Origin of the sequence: Streptomyces sp. NPDC015130 (assembly GCF_043080005.1) — a bacterium.
Classification (GTDB): domain Bacteria; phylum Actinomycetota; class Actinomycetes; order Streptomycetales; family Streptomycetaceae; genus Streptomyces.
Genome location: NZ_JBIBVC010000001.1, coordinates 271,459 through 292,862, shown reverse-complemented (window position 1 = coordinate 292,862; position 21,404 = coordinate 271,459). Strand labels below are relative to the sequence as shown.

Below are 21,404 nucleotides of genomic sequence, written 5' to 3'. Positions count from 1 at the left end.
GCCGACTCACCATTGAAGTCATTCAACCGAACGATCGGTCGGTAGGGGATTCGATGACGGCAGTGACGGCAGGGACGACAGGAACCACGGGCACGCCCGGCGTGTCGGACGGAGCCGCGGCGGCGACACAGGCCGCCTACGAAGCCGTGTTCGACGCCGCCGTGGCCGCCGACGAGCGGATCGAGCCGCGCGACTGGATGCCCGAGGCCTACCGCGCCTCGCTCGTCCGACAGATCGCGCAGCACGCCCACTCCGAGATCATCGGCATGCAGCCCGAGGCGAACTGGATCACCCGCGCGCCCTCGTTGCGCCGCAAGGCGATCCTCATGGCCAAGGTCCAGGACGAGGCCGGCCACGGCCTGTACCTGTACAGCGCCGCGGAGACCCTCGGCACCAGCCGCGACGAGCTCCTCGACAAGCTCCACTCCGGCCGCCAGAAGTACTCCTCGATCTTCAACTACCCGACGCTGACCTGGGCCGACGTCGGCGCCATCGGCTGGCTCGTGGACGGCGCCGCGATCACCAACCAGGTCCCCCTGTGCCGCTGCTCCTACGGCCCGTACGCCAGGGCGATGGTCCGGGTCTGCAAGGAGGAGTCCTTCCACCAGCGCCAGGGATACGAGGCCCTCCTCGCCCTGTCGAACGGCACCGAGGCCCAGCACGCCATGGCCCAGGACGCCGTGGACCGCTGGTGGTGGCCCTCCCTGATGATGTTCGGCCCGCCCGACGACGAGTCGACCCACACCGCCCAGGCCATGGCCTGGAAGATCAAGCGCCACACCAACGACGAACTCCGCCAGCGCTTCGTCGACATCGCCGTGCCCCAGGCCGAGGCCCTCGGACTCACCCTCCCCGACCCCGACCTCCGGTGGAACGAGGAGCGCGGGCACTACGACTTCGGCCCCATCGACTGGACCGAGTTCTGGGACGTCCTCAAGGGCAACGGCCCCTGCAACGAGCAGCGGCTCACCAAGCGGCGCCAGGCCCACGAGGACGGCGCCTGGGTCAGAGAAGCAGCCGCGGCCTACGCGGACAAGCACACCGGCAAGCACGGGGAGGCACAGGCATGACGAGCGACAGTTGGCCGCTGTGGGAGGTGTTCGTGCGCTCCCGCCGCGGACTGTCCCACACCCACGCGGGCAGTCTCCACGCACCCGACGCGGAGATGGCCCTGCGCAACGCCCGCGACCTGTACACCCGCAGGAGCGAAGGCGTCTCGATCTGGGTCGTGCCCTCCGCGGAGATCACCGCCTCCTCGCCCGACGAGAAGGACCCCTTCTTCGAGCCCTCCGCGGACAAGCCCTACCGCCACCCCACGTTCTACGAGATCCCGGAGGGGGTGAAGCACCTGTGAGCACCCCCGACACCCGCGAGACCCCGGCCACCGGCCAGGCAGCAGCGCCGGTCGCCGCCGCCCTCGCGCTCGGCGACGACGCCCTCGTCCTCTCCCACCGCCTGGGGGAGTGGGCCGGCTCCGCCCCCGTCCTGGAGGAGGAGGTCGCCCTGGCGAACATCGCGCTCGACCTCCTCGGCCAGGCCCGAATCCTGCTCTCCCTCGTCGGCGACGAGGACGAACTGGCCTACCTCCGCGAGGAGCGCTCCTTCCGGAACGCCCAGCTGGTCGAACAACCCAACGGCGACTTCGCCCACACCATCGCCCGCCAGCTGTACTTCTCCACCTACCAGCACCTCCTGTACGGACAGCTGGCAGCGGGCGACGGACCCTTCGCCGGCCTGGCGGCCAAGGCCGTCAAGGAGGTCGCCTACCACCGGGACCACGCCGAGCACTGGACCCTCCGCCTCGGCGACGGCACCCCCGAGAGCCACGACCGCATGCAGCGGGCCTGCGACGCCCTCTGGCGGTACACCGGCGAGCTGTTCCAGCCCGTCGACGGTCTCGACCTGGACCACGCCGCCATGGAGAGCGCCTGGCTGGACTCCGTCACGGCCGTCCTCGACAAGGCCACACTGACCGCCCCCACCGGACCCCGCACCGGAGCCTGGGCCGCCGGAGCAGGCCGACAGGGACTCCACACCGAGTCCTTCGGACGGATGCTCGCCGAGATGCAGCACCTGCACCGCAGCCATCCGGGGGCGACATGGTGACCATGACGGCCCTGGAGGAGGAGCTCAGCCGCATCGCCGGCGCCGTCCCCGACCCCGAGCTGCCCGTCCTCACCCTGGAGGAGCTCGGCGTCATGAGGGGCGTCCACATCACCGGCCCCGGCCGCGTCGAGGTCTCCCTCACCCCGACGTACACCGGCTGCCCCGCCATCGAGGCGATGTCCTCGGACATCGAGCGCGCCCTCCACGAGCACGGAGTGCCCGACGTCTCCGTCGTCACCGTCCTCGTCCCCGCCTGGTCCACCGACGACATCAGCGAGGAAGGCCGCCGCAAGCTCGCCGAGTTCGGCATCGCCCCGCCCCGCCCCCAGGGCCCGGCCGGCGGCCCCGTCGCCCTCACCCTGGCGATCCGCTGCCCCCACTGCGGCTCCACCGACACCGAGCTCCTCAGCCGCTTCTCCTCCACCGCGTGCAAGGCCCTGCGCCGCTGCACCGCATGCCGCGAACCGTTCGACCACTTCAAGGAGCTGTAGATGCTGCCCTCAGGCGCCGGACGGGCCGGGTTCCATCCGCTCAGGGTGAGCGACGTCGAGCGGCTCACGGACGACTCCGTGGCCGTCACCTTCGCGGTCCCGCCCGAGCTCCACGAGACGTACCGCCACCTCCCCGGCCAGCACCTCGCCCTCCGCCGCACAGACGAGAACGGCGCGGAGATCCGCCGCACCTACTCGATCTGCGCACCCGCCGCCCCCGCCGGCGAACCCCCCGTCCTGCGCGTCGGCATCCGCCTCGTCGACGGCGGCGCCTTCTCGACGTACGCCCTCAAGGAGCTGGCCGTCGGCGAGCTCGTCGAGGTCATGGAACCCATGGGCCGCTTCGCGCTCACCCCGCGCCCCGGCCACTTCGCCGCCGTCGTCGGCGGCAGCGGCATCACCCCGGTCCTGTCCATGGCGGCCACCCTGCTCGCCCGGGAACCCGAGGCCCGGTTCTGCCTGATCCGCAGCGACCGCACCGCCTCCTCCACGATGTTCCTCGACGAGGTGGCCGACCTCAAGGACCGCTACCCGGACCGCTTCCAGCTCGTCACCGTCCTCTCCCGGGAGGAACAGCAGGCAGGACTGCCCTCCGGCCGCCTCGACCGCGAGCGGCTCGACACCCTGCTGCCCGCACTGCTGCCCGTCGCCGAGATCGACGGCTGGTTCCTCTGCGGACCCTTCGGACTCGTCCAGGGAGCCGAACACGCCCTGCGCGACCTCGGAGTGGACCGGAGCAGGATCCACCAGGAGATCTTCCACGTCGACGACGGCTCGGCACCCGCCCCCGTCGCCGCCGCCGACACCCCCGCGCACGCGAACCTCACCGCGACCCTTCACGGCCGCTCCGGCACCTGGCCCGTCGACCGCGGCGAGACCCTCCTCGACACCGTGCTGCGCGCCCGCGCCGACGCCCCGTACGCCTGCAAGGGCGGAGTGTGCGGCACCTGCCGCGCCTTCCTCGTCGGCGGAGAGGTGCGGATGGACCGCAACTTCGCGCTGGAACCCGACGAGACCGAAGCCGGATACGTACTGGCCTGCCAGTCCCATCCCCTCACCCCGGACGTGGAGTTGGACTTCGACCGCTGACGAGTCCCGGCACCGCCATTCCCTTCCGCTAGAACCTGTTCTATCTTGACGGCTCGTCAGGGCAGAGAGAGCAGGAGCGACAACGGGAGGGCAGGACAGTGGACTTCACCTTCACCGAAGAGCAACAGGCGGCCGTCGAAGCGGCCAAGGCGGTCTTCGCAAACGTCACACCCGACGCGGTACCGAGCCCGGCCCTCACACCGGGCGCCGTGTCCGAGGACCTCGACCGGCCCCTCTGGTCCCGCCTCGCCGCCGCCGACCTGCTCGGTCTCGTCCTGCCCACCGAGCACGGCGGCGCCGGACTCGACCCCGTCGCGTTCTGCCTCGTACTCCGCGAATCCGCCCGCGTCCTCGCCCGCGTCCCCCTCCTGGAGACGGGCGCCGTGGCGATGACCATCGCCGGCCACGCGGACCACGCGACGGCCGCCGCGCTCCTCCCCCGCGTCTGCCGCGGCGAACTCGTCCTCACCGCGGCCGCCCACGGACGCACCGGCCACGACCCCGCCGACCACGCCGTCACCGCCCACCGCGACGGCGACGCCTGGATCCTCGAAGGACTCCAGAGCACCGTCCCCTGGGCCCACGGCGCCGACCTCGTCGCCGTCCCCGCGCGCACCCCCGACGCCCGCACCGTCCTCGCCCTGGTCCCCCGCACCCACGAAGGCGTCACCCTCGCCGAGCAGTACTCCACCAGCGGCGAACTCCTCGCCGAACTCCACCTCGACGCCGTACGCCTCGACAGCACCGAGGTCATCGAGACCGAAGGCGCCTGGGAACGACTCCGCGAGCTCCTCACCACCGGCACCTGCGCACTCGCCCTCGGACTCGGCGAGGCCGTCCTCACCATGACGAGCCAGTACACCGGCAAGCGCGAACAGTTCGGCCACCCCGTGGCCACGTTCCAGGCAGTCGCCGTCCAGACCGCCGACCGCTACATCGACCTGCGCGCCATGGAAGCCACCCTCTGGCAGGCCGCCTGGCGCGTCTCCACCGGCGCCGACGGGCCGCTCCCCGCCGCCGGGGACATCGCCGTGGCGAAGATCTGGGCCTCCGAGGGCGTACGCCGCGTGGTGCAGACCGCCCAGCACCTGCACGGAGGCTTCGGCGCCGACACCGACTACCCCCTGCACCGCTACCACGCCTGGGCCAAGCAGCTCGAACTGTCCCTCGGCCCCGCGGCCGCCCACGAGGAGGCACTGGGCGACCTCCTGGCCGCCCACCCCCTCGGCTGACCCCGAACCGGGCTCAGCTCACATCCATCGACTCAACTCGATCGACTCCGCTCAGAGGACGAAGGCCGGGCTCCCGCTCCCCGTCACCATCGGACGCCCGGCACCGTCCCAGGCGATCATCCCGCCGTCGACGTTCACCGCGTCGAAGCCCTGCTGCACCAGATACTGGGTGACCTGCGCCGACCGGCCGCCCACCCGGCACATCACATAGGCGCGACCGTGCTCGGCCACCGCCTCCGTCACCTCACCGAAGCGCGCCACGAAGTCGCTCATCGGCACGTGCAGCGCACCCTCGACATGACCGGCTTCCCACTCGTTGTCCTCCCGGACGTCCAGCACCAGCGCATCCGCCGGCACGGAGGCCGCGTCCACCGAGGGCAGCGGGGAGAAATTCATGGGACTGGCCTTCTCTCGTCAGAACCGCCCGACGGACTTCGAGCGCACAGAAAAAACCTACTCCACCAGCCCGGCGAGCTCGGTCTCACGCTCGGAGACCTGCGCGAGCAGCTGCTCGGCGACCTCCTCCAGGAGCCGGTCCGGGTCGTCGGGAGCCATCCGCAGCATCGCGCCGATCGCGGACTCCTCCAGCTCGCGCGCCATCACGGACAGCATGTCCTTGCGCTGCGCCAACCACTCCAGGCGGGCGTACAGCTCCTCGCTCTCACTGGGCCGCTCCTCGGCCGGCACGGGACCTGCCTCCCACTCGGCGGAGAGCTCACGCAGCAGCGCCTCGTCGCCGCGGGCGTAGGCGGCGTTCACCCGCGTGATGAACTCCTCACGCCGCTGCCGCTCCGCGTCCTCCCGCGCCAGGTCGGGGTGGACCTTGCGGGCCAGCTCTCGGTAGAGACGGCGGGCCTCCTCGCTGGGCCGCACCCGCTTCGGGGCCTGCACCGGCCGCTCGTTCAGCATCGCGGCGGCCTCGGGGGAGAGGCCGTCGGAGTCGATCCAGTCGTGGAAGAGCTCCTCCACCCCGGGCATGGGCATGACCGCGGCCCGTGCCTCCTGGGCCTTCCGAAGATCCTCCGGGTCTCCGGTGCGCTCGGCCTTGGCCTCGGCGATCCGCGCGTCGAGCTCGTCGAGCCGCGCGTACATGGGGCCGAGCTTCTGGTGGTGCAGCCGCGAGAAGTTCTCCACCTCGACCCGGAAGGTCTCGACGGCGATCTCGAACTCGATCAACGCCTGCTCGGCAACCCGCACGGCCCGCTCCAGCCGAGCCTCGGGCCGCTCGTCCGCACCCGGCACCTCAGCACCCACGCCCACGTCACCCTCGGCCCGGGCGCCACCCACGCCCGCCTCACCCTCAGGCCGCGCGCCGTCCAGGGCCGCCTCGCCGTCGGACTGCGCACCACCTACCGACGGCTCGCCCTCGGGACGCTCGTCCGCGGACTCGTCGTTCGCACCCTGGTCCACGCTCACGTTCACGCCCGCCCACGTCCTCGTTCCGGCTCTTCCCACCCAGCCTACGGTCCTTCGGAGGGGGCCTCCCCCCTCCCTCCCCCTCCCCTCCCTCCCCTCTGCGGGGCGTCGGTCAGACGCCCAGTTCCGCCGCTATGCGCCCCGCCCGGACCGCGGCAAGCAGGTCGGCGTGGTCCGCGGTGGTGCGGTCCGCGTACGTGACGGCGAAGGACGCGACGGCCTCGTCCAGCTCCTCGTTCTTGCCGCAGTAGCCGGCTATGAGACGCGGATCGGCGCTGTGGGCGTGCGCCCGGGCCAGCAGCGCCCCGGTCATGCGGCCGTAGTCGTCGACCTGGTCCACGGTGAGCGCGGCGGGGTCGACGCTGCCCTTGCGGTTGCGGAACTGACGCACCTGGAAGGGGCGCCCCTCGACCGTCGTCCAACCGAGCAGATGGTCGCTGACCACCTGCATCCGCTTCTGCCCGAGAACCACCCGCCGCCCCTCGTGGCCCGTGTCCGGCACGGTGAAGCCGACGGCCGGCAGGTAAGGCAGCAGAACCGAGGGCCTGGCCTCCTTCACCTGGAGCACCAGCGGCTCGCCCCGATGGTCGAGCAGCAGCACGACATAGGAACGGGTGCCGACGCTGCCGGTGCCGACGACCCGGAAGGCCACGTCGTGGACGGCGTACCGCGCGAGGAGCGGCAGCCGGTCCTCGGACACGGTCTCCAGATAGGCGCCGAGTGCGGCCGCGACAGCCGCCGCCTCGCTGTCGGGAACCCGGCGCAGCACCGGGGCGGCGTCCACGAACCTGCGGCCACCGCCCGCCGCATCGGTCACCGGCTCGGTCGACCGGGCGGCGAACCGGGCGCTGGTGTTGTTCCGGGCCTTCGCCGAGACCCGCTCCAGCGTGCCGACGAGATCGCGGGCGTCGGTGTGCGAGACGAGTTCCTCGTCGGCTATCGCGTTCCAGGCGTCGAGGGCGGGGAGCCTGGCCAGGAGGCGCATGGTGCGGCGGTAGGCGCCGACGGTGTCGAAGGCGGCGGCCCGGCACACCTCCTCGCTCGCACCCACTTCGCGCCCGGCGAGGACGAGAGAGGTGACGAGCCGCTTGAGGTCCCATTCCCAGGGGCCGACGATCGTCTCGTCGAAGTCGTTGAGGTCCATGACGAGCCGGCCTCGGGCGTCGCCGTAGAGGCCGAAGTTGGCGGCGTGCGCGTCGCCGCACAGCTGGGCGGCTATCCCGGTGACGGGGGTGGTGGCGAGGTCCTGGGCCATCAGGCCGGCGGATCCGCGCAGGAAGGCGAAGGGGCTCGCCGCCATGCGCCCGACGCGTATCGGCGTGAGCTCGGGGACACGTCCCCGGCTGGACTCCTCGACGGCGCGGACGGCGTCCGGCCGGTCGGCCGCGAGGGCGGGCCGGTCGTGCGCGGAGCGGGGCACCCGGCCGCGCAGTTCCTTGCCGGCGTCCTTGGGGGAGACCCCCGGGCCGGCGGCGGCGCGACGCGCGAAGCCCGTCACGTGCGGGACGCGCTCGCCGTCCGCCGTCCCGTCCGTACCGCGCTGTTCCGGCACCACGGCCCGGTTCTCGTCCATGGGATGCCCTCCCCCGATGCGATGTCCAACATCATCCGGCCCTGACGGTACAGCCGCACCTGATCGACCGTCTCCCCCTGTGGACAACGCCCTGTGGACAACCTCAGACGCCCACGGCCTCCTCCATCTCCTCCTCCGGCTCCTCCTCCACCGCCGGCTTCGTCTCCCGCTCGTTCCTCTTACTGATCCGGGCCGTCTCCTTGCCCGTCCCCGCGCTCACCGCGTCGGCCTTCCTGCCTTCCACGACCTCGGCCGCCACCACGAGGGCGGCTCCGGCGAGGAACCACAGCACGAGGACGAGGACGTGTCCGCCGAGCGCGTGGCCGTCGAAGTGCACATGGCTGCGGACGCCCTCGACGAAGCCCGCGCCGTTCCAGAAGGCGTGCAGGGCGCCGAAGAAGCCGGGCTGGAGCTCGGGCCGGTAGATGCCGCCGGAGCTCGTGAAGTTGAGCATGACGAAGAGGACCATCACGCCGAGCGTGGTCCAGCGGCGCAGGAAGGTGTGGAGGCCGACGCCGACGAGCAGGATGCCCGCCGCGTAGAGCCAGGACATGGCCCAGACTCCGCCGAGCCCCCGGTCGACGAGGTGGAAGACCGGTCCGGCGAACAGGGTGCCGATCAGGCTGACGACCAGCGACATGGCGGCGGCGAGAAGGGCCCTGATCCGCATGGGCAGGGCGGCGCCGGCTCCGCCGATGACGGCGACCGAGGCGTAGGCGCCGATGCTGAGGGCGACGAGCAGGAAGAAGATGCCCTGGCCGGTGGGGTCGCCGGAGGCGGCCGGGGTGATGTCGGTGACCTTGAGCGGGGCGTCCTGTGCGGCGGCGACCTTGGTGAACACCTTCTCCACGGCCATGGCGCTGGTGTCGGAGGAGCCTGAGGCGACGAGGAGCTCGGGCTTCTCGCCGGGGACGTAGGCCCCGAAGCTGCCCTGCTCGCGCAGCGAGGTGACGGCGGTCGACCGGTCGGCGACGGTACGGACGTCGAGGGCACCGGCGCCCTCGTCCTGGAGCGTCTGGGCGAGGATCTGGGCGCTCGGCCCGGAGCCGACGACGTCGACGCGCAGGTCGTGCGGTGCGGGGGCGTGGAAGGCGCCGAGGTAGGCCAGGCCCATGCCGACGCACATCAGCAGGGGGGTGAGCAGATGTCCGAGGACATGCCTCAACGCGCTGTGGTTGCTCGGTCCTGCGGACACCGGAACCTCCTTGGTTGGCTTTTACAACTACATAACCGTTGTACTATACAACTGAATGCGCAGGGAACGGCGACGACAGACGACAGACGACAGACGACAGACGACAGACGACAGACGACAGACGACAGACGACAGGGGAGCGCACCATGACCGGTGGCGCAGAGGTACCGCGCGAGGCGTCCCTGGACGTCATCCAGCGCGAGCTGACGGCGTTCGCGCGCAGGGCCCGCGCCGCGGCGGCCCGGGTCCACCCCGAGCTCCCGCTCGTCTCCTACACGCTCCTCGCGCACATCGACGTGCAGCGTGGCTGCCGGGCCACGGACCTCGCGGCCCACTACCTGCTGGACAAGTCGACGGTCAGCCGCCAGGTCGCCACCCTGGAGCGGCTCGGACTCGTCGAGCGCCGACCGGCCCCCGACGATCACCGCGTCCAGGTCCTCCACCCCACGGAGGCGGGCGCCGAGGTCCTCGCCTCGGCGCAGACGAGCCGCCTCGCCGCCTATCGGGAACGTCTCAGGGACTGGTCGGCCGACGACCTCGCCCAGTTCGCCGCGTACCTGCTGCGCTACAACAGCGCGACCCCGAGCGGCCTCCCGGACAGCCCCCCGCACTGACCCGAAGCACCGACGCCCGACGGCGCCGGAAAGGCCGCTACAGCCCCGCGTCCCGGGCCAGCAGCGCCGCCTGCACCCGGTTCTCGCAGTCCAGCTTGGCGAGGATCCGGCTCACATACGTCTTCACCGTGGCCTCGCTCATGTGCAGCCGCCGGCCCGCGTCCGCGTTGGACAGCCCCTCACCGAGCACCGCCAGCACGTCGCGCTCCTTGTCGCTCAGCGCCGCCACCCGCATCCGCGCCTGCTCGGACCGCGCGGCCTCCCGGCCCGTCGCGAGCCGCTCCACCACGTGCCGGGTCGCCGCCGGCGACAGATAGGCGTCCCCCGCCGCGGCCGCCCGCACCGCCCGGATCAGCTCGGCCGGCGCGGTGTCCTTGAGCAGGAAACCGGCGCCCCCGTGCTCCAGGGCCCGCAGCACGTTCTCCCGCTCCCCGAAGGTCGTCAGGACGATCACCCGGGCCGCCGGCGCCGCCCGGCGCAGCTCCGGCAGCGCGGAGAGGCCGTCGAGCACCGGCATCTGGATGTCGAGCAGCACCACGTCGGCGGCGTGTGCCCGCGCCGCCTCGACGGCCGCACGGCCGTCGGCCGCCTCGCCGACCACCTCGATCTCCGGGTCCGAGATGAGGATCATCCGGATCCCGGCCCTGATCAGGGGCTCGTCATCGGCGATCACGACCCTGATGGGCTGCCCTGCCACAGCTACTCCCCCACGAACGACTCCGGTGTGGCCGAGGACAGCGTCACCGCTGGTCGACCACGTACGACTTCTTCTCGATCAGCTTGCCGTCCTTGAAGCAGAACCGGAAAACGGGCTCCTCGTCGAAGGACTCCCCCGTCTCCGAGGAGAGCAGCACCAGGCAGTCGGCGCCCCCCGGCTGCGCGGGCCCCTTGCCTCCCAGGCCGGCGGTGGCTATCGAGTCGCCCGAAGGGAGCTGGTCCCGGACCTCGCGCTCGGCCGTGCCGACCTTGACCGCCTCGTACTGCTTGGGGTCGATCATCCCCTTCTCCAGCGACCCGATCATGAAGTAGAGCCCGAAGCCCGCGGCCACCACGAGCAGGACGACCGCCGCGAAGGCGATCCCGCACCCCAGGGCGACTCCGCCGCCCGCGCTCATGCCCCTGCCTCGGCCCCCGCGTACCGCCATAGCCAGCTCCCGCTCCGTGAACGTCCAGTCGGTCGGTCCGACCACGACCGGACGACCATCGCCCACGAGCGGGCTCGTCGACTGCTGCCGGAAGTCGTCGGCCGCATCGACCAAAGGCGCTGCCTCGGCGACGGGTGCCGCTCCGTACGGCAGCATCCCGGCCACCCGGAACCCGCCTCCGTCGGCCGGACCCGCGTGGCACATGCCGCCGACCAGCCGGGCCCGCTCGGCGAGGCCGGTCAGCCCCTGTCCGCCGCTCACCACGTCCTCGGCGGGGCCGCCCACCGGCGGCTCGTTGAGGACCTCCACGACGAAGGTGTCCGGCTCGTACCGCAGCTCGACGGCTATCGGCGCGCCCGGCGCGTACTTGTAGGCGTTGGTCAGCGCCTCCTGCACGATCCGGTACGCGGCGTGGTCGGCGGCGGGTTCGAGGGGGCGCTCGTCCCCGATCCGGCGCAGCCCGACCGTGGTCCCGGCCGCCTTGGCCGCCGCCACGAGCCCTTCGATGCCGGCGGTGCCGCGCGCCGCCCTCCCCGTCTCGTCGCCGGCCCGCACGGGCGCCGCGACCGCTCCTTCCGTGGCCTCGATCCCGTCGCGCAATATGCCGACGACCTCCCGCAGCTCGTGCATCGCCGTCACCGAGGCGTTCCGCAGGACCCCGACGACCTCGCGCTGCCGCTCGGTCAGCTCCCGGTCCACCTCCAGGGCGCCGGTGTGCACGGCGATCAGCGCCAGCTGGTGTCCGAGGCTGTCGTGCATGTCCTGGGCGATCCGCTGCCGCTCCCGCAGTCGCGCCTGCCAGGCCACCATCGTCCGCTCCCGCAGCAGCTGGGCGTTGCGCTCCTGGAGGGCGTGCAGCAGGGTCCGCCGCTGGGTCCAGTAGCGGTGGGCGAGCGCGGGCGCCAGGGTCGTGGCCAGGTAGTAGAGGGCCGCGAGGAAGGCCATCGTGAGCAGCCGCTGCAGTTCCCAGGACTCGAGGAGAGCTCCTCCGACGTACAGGACGAAGGCGGCCATGAACGCGGCCAGTGCCCGCCCTGCGCTCTCGACGTACCGGCCGGCGGACCAGCCGACGACGATCAGCAGGGGTCCGAAGCCGGGTAGGAAGGGGGCGAGCGCCGCGGCGAGGACGAGCACGCTCGCGGGCAGCCGGCGCCGCAGCAGCGACAGCACGGCGGCGCCGACGGCGACCACGGCGAGCCGCCAGCCCTCGCCGCCCAGGAGCTCCTCGCTACCGGCGGCGAGCAGCGCGACGACCACGGCGAGCGAGATCTCACCGGCGGTACGGCGCCGCGACCACTGCCCCGGTACGGCGAACCAGGCCCACCAGGCGGCGGCCCCGGCCGCGACGGCGCGCCCGATCCTCGTCCCGGCTTCCGTGCGTCTCCCGGACTCGCCGCCGTTCGCGCCCCGGTCCCCCGACTTCGACATAACGTCCACGCTCGCACCCTAGGCAGCGGCCCCGTCCGAGGACGTCCGTCTTTCGTCTCGCTCCGCGACGACAAAAGTCGCGACGTGGGAAGGCTCACAATCCAGGGCACACACGCAGAAGCCCCGTAGGTCGATGACCTACGGGGCTTCCGTCTGGTGCGCGAGGGGGGAGTTGAACCCCCACGCCCTTTCGGGCACTGGAACCTGAATCCAGCGCGTCTGCCTATTCCGCCACCCGCGCATTGGTGGCCTCCCTGCCCTCTCACCTTTCGGTGTGAGCGCCTGGCGACATCTGAAGATTAGCACGTCGCAGACCGTGGATTCACATCCCTTGTTTCGCCCCCACTCCCGCAGAACAAGGAGAGAGGGAGGCGGGAGGGAGCCCCCGAAGGTCCGAGGCGAGGGACGGATCCGGAACGGGGCCGGAACGGCGCGGGACGGAGCCAGGGCCCGAGGCGGAGTCAGGGCCGAGGCGGGGCCAGGACGGGGGACTGGCGGAGGCGGAGCGGGGCAGAGGGGGAGGGCGAGGAGAGAGCGGTGAGGGAACGGCGGACGCACCGCGGAAGAGCGCGAGGGAAGGCAGGGCAAGAGGAGGCAGGGCAAGGGGAGGCAGGGCAAGGGGAGGGAAGACGGGAAGACAGGAGCGGGGGAAGGGGGCGGAGGGGCGGGAACGAAATCGGGAGGAAGGAGTGGAAGAGGGAGAAAGGTGACGGACCGCACTCGTTCGTCGGGTCCGGACCGCCGGTCCCACCGCCGCTCCCTCAGCCGGGTGCGGGACACTGTCCACAGGCCACCTCTACGATCCGGGGGAAAGGTCTGTGAGAGGTGACACTCGTCCACAGGGCAGAGAAGGGGAACCAGCCGATTTCCCGACGCGTGGATACGATCAGTAAGCAGTACCAGGACGACAACGACGGAGGAGGTGCCCCATGGGAGTCCTGAAGCGATTCGAGCAGCGCCTCGAAGGTCTGGTCAACGGCACCTTCGCCAAGGTCTTCAAGTCCGAGGTCCAGCCCGTCGAGATCGCCGGCGCTCTCCAGCGCGAGTGCGACAACAACGCGACGATCTGGAACCGCGAGCGGACCGTCGTCCCCAACGACTTCATCGTGGAACTGAGCGCGCCGGACTACGAGCGCCTCAGCCCCTACTCGGGCCAGCTCGGCGACGAGCTCGCCGGCCTGGTCAGGGACTACGCGAAGCAGCAGCGGTACACCTTCATGGGCCCGATCAAGGTCCATCTGGAGAAGGCCGACGACCTCGACACCGGTCTGTACCGGGTGCGCAGCCGCACACTCGCGTCGAGTACGTCACAGCCGCAGCCGCCCGCGTCCGGACATCAGCAGCAGGGCCAGGCACACGGCCGCGGCGGCTACGGGTACCCCCCGGCCGGCGCTCCGGCCGGGGCTCCGCCCATGCCCGCCTCGCCGCCTCCCGGCGCCCCCGGCCAGCGGCCGGGGGCTCCCGCGGGACGCCCGGCGGGTGGCCCCGTGGCCGTGCCCGGCACGGGCGCCGGGGCCGGAGCGGGCTCCCAGGTCCGCCGCTGGATCGAGATCAACGGCACCCGCCATCAGATCTCCCGCCCGACCCTGGTCCTGGGCCGCAGCACCGAGGCGGACGTGAGGATCGACGATCCCGGCGTCTCCCGCCGGCACTGCGAGATCCGGACCGGAACGCCCTCGACGATCCAGGATCTGGGATCCACCAACGGCATCGTGGTGGACGGGCAGCACACCACCCGCGCTACGCTCCGCGACGGCTCGCGGATCGTCGTGGGCAGCACCACCATCGTTTACCGGCAAGCCGAAGGGTGAAGCGGGGGCAATGTCAGAGCTGACCCTGACGGTCATGCGGTTGGGTTTCCTGGCCGTTCTGTGGCTGTTCGTCATCGTGGCCGTCCAGGTCATCCGCAGCGATCTGTTCGGAACGCGGGTGACCCAGCGCGGTTCGCGGCGCCAGGACTCCCGGCCGCAGCAGAACACGCGCCAGCAGGCCGCCGCGCCTCCGCAGCAGCGTGGCCAGCAGCCCGCCTCGGGCGGCCGGCAGCGTCGTGGTGCCCCGACCAAGCTGGTCGTCTCCGAGGGCACCCTCACCGGCACCACCGTCGCCCTCCAGGGCCAGACGATCACGCTGGGCCGGGCGCACGATTCGACGATCGTGCTGGACGACGACTACGCGTCCAGCCGGCACGCCAGGATCTACCCCGACCGGGACGGCCAGTGGATCGTCGAGGATCTCGGGTCCACGAACGGCACCTATCTCGACCGGACCCGCCTCACCACCGCCACGCCGATTCCGCTGGGCGCGCCGATTCGCATCGGCAAGACCGTCATCGAGCTGCGGAAGTAGTACGACAATGAGCGGAGCGACCGGAGGGTGGGCAGTGTGGGTCGAGACCGGCTGTACCCCGATGCAGCGTCGACAGGGCAGGTGCGCATGACTCTGTCCCTGCGTTTCGCCGCGGGCTCCCACAAGGGCATGATCCGCGAGGGCAACGAGGACTCCGGCTACGCCGGCCCCCGGCTGCTCGCCATCGCCGACGGCATGGGCGGCCAGGCCGCCGGTGAGGTCGCCTCCTCCGAGGTGATCTCCACCCTCGTCACGCTCGACGACGACGTGCCCGGCTCCGACATCCTCACCTCGCTCGGTACGGCGGTGCAGCGCGCCAACGACCAGCTCCGGATGATGGTCGAGGAGGACCCGCAGCTGGAGGGCATGGGCACGACGCTCACGGCCCTGCTGTGGACCGGTCAGCGCCTCGGTCTCGTGCATGTCGGCGACTCGCGCGCCTACCTGCTCCGCGACGGTGTCCTCACCCAGATCACCCAGGACCACACCTGGGTCCAGCGCCTCGTCGACGAGGGCCGGATCACCGAGGAAGAGGCCACCACCCACCCGCAGCGCTCGCTCCTCATGCGCGCGCTCGGCAGCGGCGACCACGTCGAACCCGACCTCTCGATCCGTGAGGTCCGGGCCGGCGACCGCTACCTGATCTGCTCCGACGGCCTGTCCGGCGTGGTCTCCCACCAGACCCTCGAGGACACGCTCGCCAGCTACCAGGGCCCGCAGGAGACCGTGCAGGAGCTGATCCAGCTCGCGCTGCGCGGCGGCGGCCCCGACAACATCACGGTGATCGTCGCGGACGTCCTGGACGTCGACGGCGGCGACACCCTCGCCGGCCACCTCAGCGACACCCCGGTCATCGTGGGCGCGGTCGCCGAGAACCAGGCTGCCCAGCTGAACGACGGCGGGGCGATGCAGACCCCCGCCGGCCGCGCCTCCGGCCTCGGCCGCCCGGCCCCGCACCAGCAGCCGCCCGCCGGCGGCTTCGGTCCGCCCGGCAGCGGCGACGACCACGGCTACGGCGGCATGCCTCCGCAGGGCTCCTTCGAGTCGTACACGGACGACGACTTCGTCAAGCCGCGCACCGGCCGCAAGTGGCTCAAGCGCTCCTTCTTCCTCGTCCTGTCCCTCGCCGTCGTCGGCGGCGGGCTCTACGGCGGCTGGCGGTGGACGCAGACGCAGTACTACGTCGGCTCCAAGGACCAGCACGTGGCGCTCTACCAGGGCATCAGCCAGGACCTGGCCTGGGTCTCGCTGTCGAAGGTCGAGAAGGACCACCCCGAGATCGAACTCAAGTACCTCCCCGCCTACCAGCGGAAGCAGGTCGAGGACACGATCACGGGCGGCAGCCTCGGCAAGGCCGAGACGAAGATCTCCGAGCTGGCCCTGCAGGCCTCGGCCTGCAAGAAGACCGAGCAGCGCCGAGCCGCCGCCGAGAAGGCCGCGGACCAGGCGAGCAAGCCGCCGGCCGAGACGCCGGAAGGCGCCGCCACCCCTGACTCCAAGCCCACCACAGCCGCTCCGTCGCCGGGTCCCACCCTCACCGCGGAGGAGCAGAAGCTGGCCTCGAACTGCGGCAAGCAGTAAGCACCCGTAGGGGGCCTTTCACCACCATGAGCGTTGTCACCAACACGACCACCATCGGCGCGATCGAGGCGCCGAGCCGTCGCAACACCGAGCTCGCGCTGCTCGCGTTCGCCGTCGTCATCCCGGTGTTCGCGTACCTCAACGTGGGCCTGGCCATCGACGGCAAGGTCCCGGCCGGCATGGCCGGCTACGGACTCGGCCTCGCCCTGCTCGCGGGCGTCGCCCACCTCGTGGTGCGGAAGTGGGCCCCGTACTCGGACCCGCTGCTGCTGCCCCTCGCGACCCTGCTCAACGGCATGGGCCTGGTGCTGATCTGGCGGCTGGACCAGTCGCCGCGGCTCATCGCGACCTCGATGCGGCTGTACAAGAGCTTCAGCCCGGACGCTCCGAGCCAGATGATGTACTCGGCGGTCGGCATCGCCATGTTCGTGGGCGTGCTCGTGCTGCTCAAGGACCACCGCGTCCTGCAGCGCTACACGTACATCTCCATGGTGGTGTCCCTCGTCCTGCTGCTGCTGCCGCTCGTCCCGGGCCTCGGTGCGGACGTCTTCGGCGCCAAGATCTGGATCCGCGTCGGCGGTTTCTCCATCCAGCCGGGTGAGTTCGCCAAGCTGGTCCTCGCCGTCTTCTTCTCCGGGTACCTGATGGTGAAGCGCGACGCGCTGGCCCTGGCCAGTCGCCGCTTCATGGGGCTCTACCTGCCGCGTGGCCGTGACCTGGGCCCGATCCTCACGATCTGGGCGGTCAGCCTCCTCATCCTGGTCTTCGAGAACGACCTCGGCACCTCGCTGCTGTTCTTCGGCATGTTCGTGATCATGCTGTACGTGGCGACCGAGCGGACCAGCTGGATCGTCATGGGTCTGCTGATGGCGGTCGCCGGTGCGGCGGTCGTCGGCTCCACGGCCAGCCACGTGAAGTCCCGCGTGGCTGCCTGGCTCGACCCGTTCGGCTGTCTGGAGACGGCCACCGACCAGAACATGCTCAACGCCTGTGACCAGATGACCCAGGTCCTGATGTCCTTCGGCTCCGGCGGCATCCTGGGCACCGGCCTCGGCCAGGGCAACTCCGACCTCATCAGCTTCGCCGCCAACTCGGACTTCATCTTCGCCACCGTCGGCGAAGAGCTCGGGCTCGCCGGTGTGATGGTCTTCCTGCTGCTCTACGGGCTGATCGTCGAGCGCGGCATCCGCACGGCCCTCGCCGCCCGCGATCCCTTCGGCAAGCTTCTCGCGATGGGCCTCTCCGGCGCCTTCGCACTCCAGATCTTCGTCGTCGCCGGCGGCGTGATGGGGCTCATCCCGCTCACCGGTATGACGATGCCGTTCCTCGCGTACGGCGGTTCCTCGGTCATCGCCAACTGGGCGCTGATCGGCATCCTGATCCGGATCAGCGACACCGCACGGCGCCCCGCGCCCGCGCCCGCCCCGTCCCCCGACGCCGAGATGACCCAGGTGGTCCGTCCGTGAACAAGCCGCTTCGCCGGGTCGCGATCTTCTGCGGCCTGCTCATCTTCGCCCTGCTCGTGCGCGACAACTGGCTCCAGTTCGTCCGCGCCGACGAGCTGAACTCGCACTCCAAGAACACCCGTGTGCGCATCGAGCGCTACGCGAACGAGCGCGGCAACATCATCGTCGACGGCAAGCCGATCACCGGCTCCGTCGATTCCCAGGACCCGTACTACAAGTACAAGCGCACCTACACCGACGGCCCCATGTGGGCCCCGGTCACCGGGTACGCCTCGCAGGCCTACGACGCCAACCAGATCGAGAAGATCGAGGACGGCATCCTCACCGGCAACGACGACCGGCTCTTCTTCGACCGCACGCTCGCCATGTTCACCGGCGACAAGAAGAAGGGTGGCGACGTCGTCACCACCCTCAGCGGGGCCGCGCAGAAGGCCGCCTACAAGGGCCTCGGGAACAACACCGGCGCCGTCGTCGCCATCGAGCCGTCCACCGGCAAGATCCTCGCACTCGCGTCCACCCCCTCGTACGACCCCACCTCGTTCGCCGGCTACTCCGGCAAGGACGAGAAGGCCTGGGTCGCGCTGGAGAAGGACAAGAACAAGCCGAAGCAGAACCGCGCGATCCGCGAGATCTACCCCCCCGGTTCCGTCTTCAAGGTCGTCACCGCCGCCGCGGCGCTGGAGAGCGGCAAGGTCACCGACATCGACGCGGCGACCGAGACCCCCGAGGGCTGGAAGATCCCGCTCTCCACGAAGCCGATGAAGAACCACTCCGGCGGCTGTGCGAACGCGAGCCTGAACGAGGCGCTGCGGATCTCCTGCAACTCGGTCTTCGCCAAGCTCGGTGACGACGTCGGCGTCGAGAAGATGAACGAGATGGCCGAGAAGTTCGGCTTCAACGCCGAGCAGTTCACGCCGGTCCGCTCCTCCGCCTCGGTCTACGACAAGAAGGCCGACCGCGGCGGTAACGCGCTCTCCTCCATCGGCCAGTTCAACACCGCGACCACCCCGCTCCAGATGGCGATGGTCACGGCGGCGATCGCCAACGACGGCAAGCTGATGAAGCCGTACATGGTCGACAAGCTGGTCGCCCCGAACCTCGACGTCATCAAGCAGAACGAGCCGGAGGAGATGAGCCAGCCGGTCTCCCCGCAGAACGCCCAGAAGCTCCAGCAGATGATGGAGAACGTCGTCGCCAAGGGCACCGGCGGCAAGGCCGACCTGAACATGGACGGCGTCAAGGTCGGCGGCAAGACGGGCACCGCCCAGCACGGCGAGAAGAACGCCAAGCGTCCCTACGCCTGGTTCATCTCGTACGCCAAGACCGCCCAGGGCTCCCCCGTGGCCGTCGCCGTGATCGTCGAGGACGCCGAGGGCACCAACCGCGAGGACATCAGCGGTGGCGGCCTGGCGGCCCCGATCGCGAAGGCCGTCATGAAGGCCGTCATCAAGAACCGGGGCTGATCCCCCGGACACGTACGAACCGGGTACCGGCCAGGTACCGGTCAGGTATCAGCTACCGGCCCCGAGCGGAACGCCTCCCCGGGGCCGGTAGCGTATGCGCGAACAGCACACACCGCCGGACCACCCATGGGTGCGGTCGGGACAGACGGAGAGGGCTGGATTAGCTATGGAAGAGCCGCGTCGCCTCGGCGGCCGGTACGAGCTGGGCTCGGTGCTCGGCCGTGGTGGCATGGCCGAGGTGTACATCGCCCAGGACACCCGGCTCGGCCGCACCGTCGCCGTGAAGACGCTGCGGGCCGACCTGGCCCGCGACCCGTCCTTCCAGGCCCGGTTCCGCCGTGAGGCACAGTCCGCCGCCTCGCTGAACCACCCGGCGATCGTCGCGGTCTACGACACCGGCGAGGACTACGTCGACGGGGTCTCCATCCCGTACATCGTGATGGAGTACGTCGACGGGTCCACCCTGCGTGAGCTGCTGCACTCGGGACGCAAGCTGCTGCCCGAGCGCACCCTCGAGATGACGGTCGGCATCCTCCAGGCGCTCGAGTACTCGCACCGCGCCGGCATCGTGCACCGTGACATCAAGCCGGCGAACGTCATGCTGACGCGCACCGGCCAGGTCAAGGTCATGGACTTCGGCATCGCGCGCGCCATGGGCGACGCGGGCATGACCATGACGCAGACCGCCGCCGTCATCGGCACCGCCCAGTACCTCTCCCCGGAGCAGGCCAAGGGCGAGCAGGTCGACGCCCGGTCCGACCTGTACTCCACGGGCTGCCTGCTCTACGAGCTCCTCACGGTCCGGCCCCCCTTCATCGGTGACTCCCCGGTCGCGGTCGCGTACCAGCACGTCCGCGAGGAGCCGCAGGCCCCGAGCAACTTCGACGCCGAGATCACGCCGTCGATGGACGCCATCGTCCTCAAGGCACTGGTCAAGGACCCCGACTACCGCTACCAGTCGGCGGACGAGATGCGCGCGGACATCGAGGCCTGCCTCGACGGTCAGCCGGTCGCGGCCGCCGCGGCGATGGGCATCGGGATGGGCATGGGAGGCGCGCCCTCGTACGGCGGCGGCTACGGCGGCTACCCGGAGGACCAGCCGACGACCGCGCTGCGCCAGGCCGACCCGGCCGGTCAGACCTCGATGATGCCCCCGATCAACGGGGACGACGGCGGCTACGGCTACGACGACCGTCCGGACCGGCGCCGGGGCGGTGGGCAGAAGAAGTCGAACACCTCGACGATCCTGCTGGCCCTGGCCGGCGTCCTGGTGCTCGTCGGTGCGATCTTCATCGGCGTCTCGCTGTTCGACAAGAAGGAAGGAACCCCGCAGGTCCCGGTCCCCCAGCTCGTCGGTCAGACGCTGAAGGCGGCGGAGGGCCTCGCGACCAACGCCCAGGTGAAGGCCGTCCAGGCCGGCACCGAGCGCTGCGCCGAGCCCAAGGGCTCCGTCTGCCGGCAGGTCCCGGTCGCGGACGGCGCCGCGCTGATGGACACCGGCAGCACGGTCCAGCTGTACGTCTCCGAGGGCGCCCCCCTCGAAGAGGTCCCGGACGTCATCGAGCAGTCCCAGGAGCGCGCCGAGCAGACCCTGAAGGACAAGGGCTTCAAGGTCAAGATCGAGCAGGAGGAGTCCGACGAGGACCCGGGCACGGTCCTGCGCACGAACCCGGACGCCGGCACCAAGGCGGAGAAGAACTCCGAGGTGACGGTCACCGTCGCGAAGCAGATGCAGTCGACGGTTCCCCCGGTGGTCGGCAACCCGCTCGCCCAGGCCGAGCAGCAGCTGAAGAACCTCGGCTTCACCGTGGTCACGCAGTACGTGGACTCGGACCAGCCCAAGGACCAGGTCGTCAAGCAGACCCCGGACGGCAACTCCTCGGCCGCGAAGAACTCCGAGGTGACGCTCCAGGTCTCCAAGGGCCCGCAGCAGACCCAGGTCCAGATCCCCGCGGACATCGCCAGCAAGCAGTTCAAGGACGTCAAGGCGCAGCTCGAGGCCCTGGGTCTGGTCGTCACCCAGGCGAACTCCGACAAGGAGGACGCCACGGTGATCACCTCGAACCCGGCTCCCGGCTCGATGGTCAACGTCGGCGACACGGTCACCGTCATCACCGTGGGCGGCGGGGGCAACCCCGGCGGCAACCCCGGTGGCGGGGACGGCGGCAACCCCGGCGGCGGGGACAGCAGCGGCAATGACGGCGGCGGCTTCGGCGGCATCTTCGACTGACGGCCACACCCGGCCCGCACCGCACGCAC

General features: G+C 71.0%; 19 protein-coding genes and 1 tRNA gene. 13 read left to right on the top strand and 7 right to left on the bottom strand.

Features of this window, described 5'->3' with window-relative positions:
* The first annotated feature begins 53 nt into the window (after positions 1 to 53).
* The 6 genes from paaA (at position 54) to ACF08F_RS01370 (ending at position 4,918) form a co-directional block, all read left to right on the top strand.
* Positions 54 to 1,070 (top strand): 1,2-phenylacetyl-CoA epoxidase subunit PaaA, encoded by a 1,017-nt coding sequence (gene paaA, locus ACF08F_RS01395; RefSeq protein WP_392296444.1) that lies wholly within the window; start codon positions 54 to 56, stop codon positions 1,068 to 1,070.
* Entirely contained in the window at positions 1,067 to 1,354 is a 288-nt protein-coding gene (gene paaB, locus ACF08F_RS01390; protein ID WP_073908616.1) for a 1,2-phenylacetyl-CoA epoxidase subunit PaaB, read from the top strand. Before paaA ends, paaB begins: the two co-directional genes overlap by 4 nt.
* Positions 1,351 to 2,106, top strand: a complete 756-nt coding sequence (gene paaC, locus ACF08F_RS01385; RefSeq protein ID WP_392296443.1) for a 1,2-phenylacetyl-CoA epoxidase subunit PaaC — start codon at positions 1,351 to 1,353, stop codon at positions 2,104 to 2,106. Before paaB ends, paaC begins: the two co-directional genes overlap by 4 nt.
* Positions 2,100 to 2,597, top strand: a complete 498-nt coding sequence (paaD, locus tag ACF08F_RS01380; protein ID WP_392296442.1) for a 1,2-phenylacetyl-CoA epoxidase subunit PaaD — start codon at positions 2,100 to 2,102, stop codon at positions 2,595 to 2,597. Before paaC ends, paaD begins: the two co-directional genes overlap by 7 nt.
* A complete protein-coding gene (locus ACF08F_RS01375) occupies positions 2,598 to 3,686 on the top strand; it encodes a 2Fe-2S iron-sulfur cluster-binding protein (protein WP_392296441.1) in 1,089 nt (362 codons plus the stop codon). It abuts the gene before it with no gap.
* A gap of 98 nt (positions 3,687 to 3,784) precedes the next feature.
* Positions 3,785 to 4,918 carry an acyl-CoA dehydrogenase family protein gene (locus ACF08F_RS01370; protein WP_392296440.1) on the top strand — a complete coding sequence of 378 codons (1,134 nt, stop codon included), beginning with the start codon at positions 3,785 to 3,787 and terminating at the stop codon, positions 4,916 to 4,918.
* A gap of 51 nt (positions 4,919 to 4,969) precedes the next feature.
* Here ACF08F_RS01370 and ACF08F_RS01365 read toward each other — a convergent pair whose 3' ends face one another.
* The 4 genes from ACF08F_RS01365 to ACF08F_RS01350 all read right to left on the bottom strand — a co-directional run bounded on the left by ACF08F_RS01365 (position 4,970) and on the right by ACF08F_RS01350 (position 9,102).
* Positions 4,970 to 5,314, bottom strand: a complete 345-nt coding sequence (locus tag ACF08F_RS01365; protein WP_392296439.1) for a rhodanese-like domain-containing protein — start codon at positions 5,312 to 5,314, stop codon at positions 4,970 to 4,972.
* A gap of 57 nt (positions 5,315 to 5,371) precedes the next feature.
* A complete protein-coding gene (locus ACF08F_RS01360; protein WP_392296796.1) occupies positions 5,372 to 6,205 on the bottom strand; it encodes a J domain-containing protein in 834 nt (277 codons plus the stop codon).
* A 241-nt stretch (positions 6,206 to 6,446) separates the two neighbouring features.
* Complete coding sequence (locus ACF08F_RS01355) at positions 6,447 to 7,907, bottom strand: DUF2252 domain-containing protein (RefSeq protein ID WP_392296438.1); 1,461 nt, start codon at positions 7,905 to 7,907, stop codon at positions 6,447 to 6,449.
* 103 nt (positions 7,908 to 8,010) lie between these two features.
* Positions 8,011 to 9,102, bottom strand: a complete 1,092-nt coding sequence (locus ACF08F_RS01350; protein WP_392296437.1) for a hypothetical protein — start codon at positions 9,100 to 9,102, stop codon at positions 8,011 to 8,013.
* 146 nt (positions 9,103 to 9,248) lie between these two features.
* On the opposite strand from ACF08F_RS01350, the gene ACF08F_RS01345 reads away from it, so the two are divergent.
* Positions 9,249 to 9,716: a MarR family winged helix-turn-helix transcriptional regulator gene (locus ACF08F_RS01345; RefSeq protein ID WP_392296436.1), complete on the top strand. Its 468-nt coding sequence runs from the start codon at positions 9,249 to 9,251 to the stop codon at positions 9,714 to 9,716.
* Between the two features lie 37 nt (positions 9,717 to 9,753).
* Here the strand turns inward: ACF08F_RS01345 and ACF08F_RS01340 are convergent, their stop codons facing one another.
* The 3 genes from ACF08F_RS01340 to ACF08F_RS01330 all read right to left on the bottom strand — a co-directional run bounded on the left by ACF08F_RS01340 (position 9,754) and on the right by ACF08F_RS01330 (position 12,530).
* Positions 9,754 to 10,413 (bottom strand): response regulator, encoded by a 660-nt coding sequence (locus ACF08F_RS01340; RefSeq protein WP_392296435.1) that lies wholly within the window; start codon positions 10,411 to 10,413, stop codon positions 9,754 to 9,756.
* A 43-nt stretch (positions 10,414 to 10,456) separates the two neighbouring features.
* Entirely contained in the window at positions 10,457 to 12,289 is a 1,833-nt protein-coding gene (locus ACF08F_RS01335; RefSeq protein WP_392296795.1) for a sensor histidine kinase, read from the bottom strand.
* A gap of 154 nt (positions 12,290 to 12,443) precedes the next feature.
* Positions 12,444 to 12,530, bottom strand: a tRNA-Leu gene (locus tag ACF08F_RS01330).
* A gap of 688 nt (positions 12,531 to 13,218) precedes the next feature.
* Between ACF08F_RS01330 and ACF08F_RS01325 the strand changes: the two genes are divergently transcribed.
* The 6 genes from ACF08F_RS01325 to pknB all read left to right on the top strand — a co-directional run bounded on the left by ACF08F_RS01325 (position 13,219) and on the right by pknB (position 21,375).
* Positions 13,219 to 14,100 (top strand): FhaA domain-containing protein, encoded by an 882-nt coding sequence (locus ACF08F_RS01325; protein WP_392296434.1) that lies wholly within the window; start codon positions 13,219 to 13,221, stop codon positions 14,098 to 14,100.
* Positions 14,101 to 14,110: 10 nt separating this feature from the next.
* On the top strand, positions 14,111 to 14,635 hold the full coding sequence (locus ACF08F_RS01320) for an FHA domain-containing protein (protein ID WP_392296433.1): 525 nt from the start codon (positions 14,111 to 14,113) through the stop codon (positions 14,633 to 14,635).
* An 87-nt stretch (positions 14,636 to 14,722) separates the two neighbouring features.
* Positions 14,723 to 16,216, top strand: a complete 1,494-nt coding sequence (locus tag ACF08F_RS01315; RefSeq protein ID WP_392296432.1) for a Stp1/IreP family PP2C-type Ser/Thr phosphatase — start codon at positions 14,723 to 14,725, stop codon at positions 16,214 to 16,216.
* A gap of 26 nt (positions 16,217 to 16,242) precedes the next feature.
* A complete protein-coding gene (locus ACF08F_RS01310) occupies positions 16,243 to 17,682 on the top strand; it encodes an FtsW/RodA/SpoVE family cell cycle protein (protein WP_189508775.1) in 1,440 nt (479 codons plus the stop codon).
* Positions 17,679 to 19,145 carry a peptidoglycan D,D-transpeptidase FtsI family protein gene (locus ACF08F_RS01305; RefSeq protein ID WP_392296431.1) on the top strand — a complete coding sequence of 489 codons (1,467 nt, stop codon included), beginning with the start codon at positions 17,679 to 17,681 and terminating at the stop codon, positions 19,143 to 19,145. The genes ACF08F_RS01310 and ACF08F_RS01305 overlap by 4 nt, the downstream gene beginning before the upstream one ends.
* 166 nt (positions 19,146 to 19,311) lie before the next feature.
* Positions 19,312 to 21,375, top strand: a complete 2,064-nt coding sequence (gene pknB, locus ACF08F_RS01300; RefSeq protein WP_392296430.1) for a Stk1 family PASTA domain-containing Ser/Thr kinase — start codon at positions 19,312 to 19,314, stop codon at positions 21,373 to 21,375.
* Positions 21,376 to 21,404 lie beyond the last annotated feature (29 nt).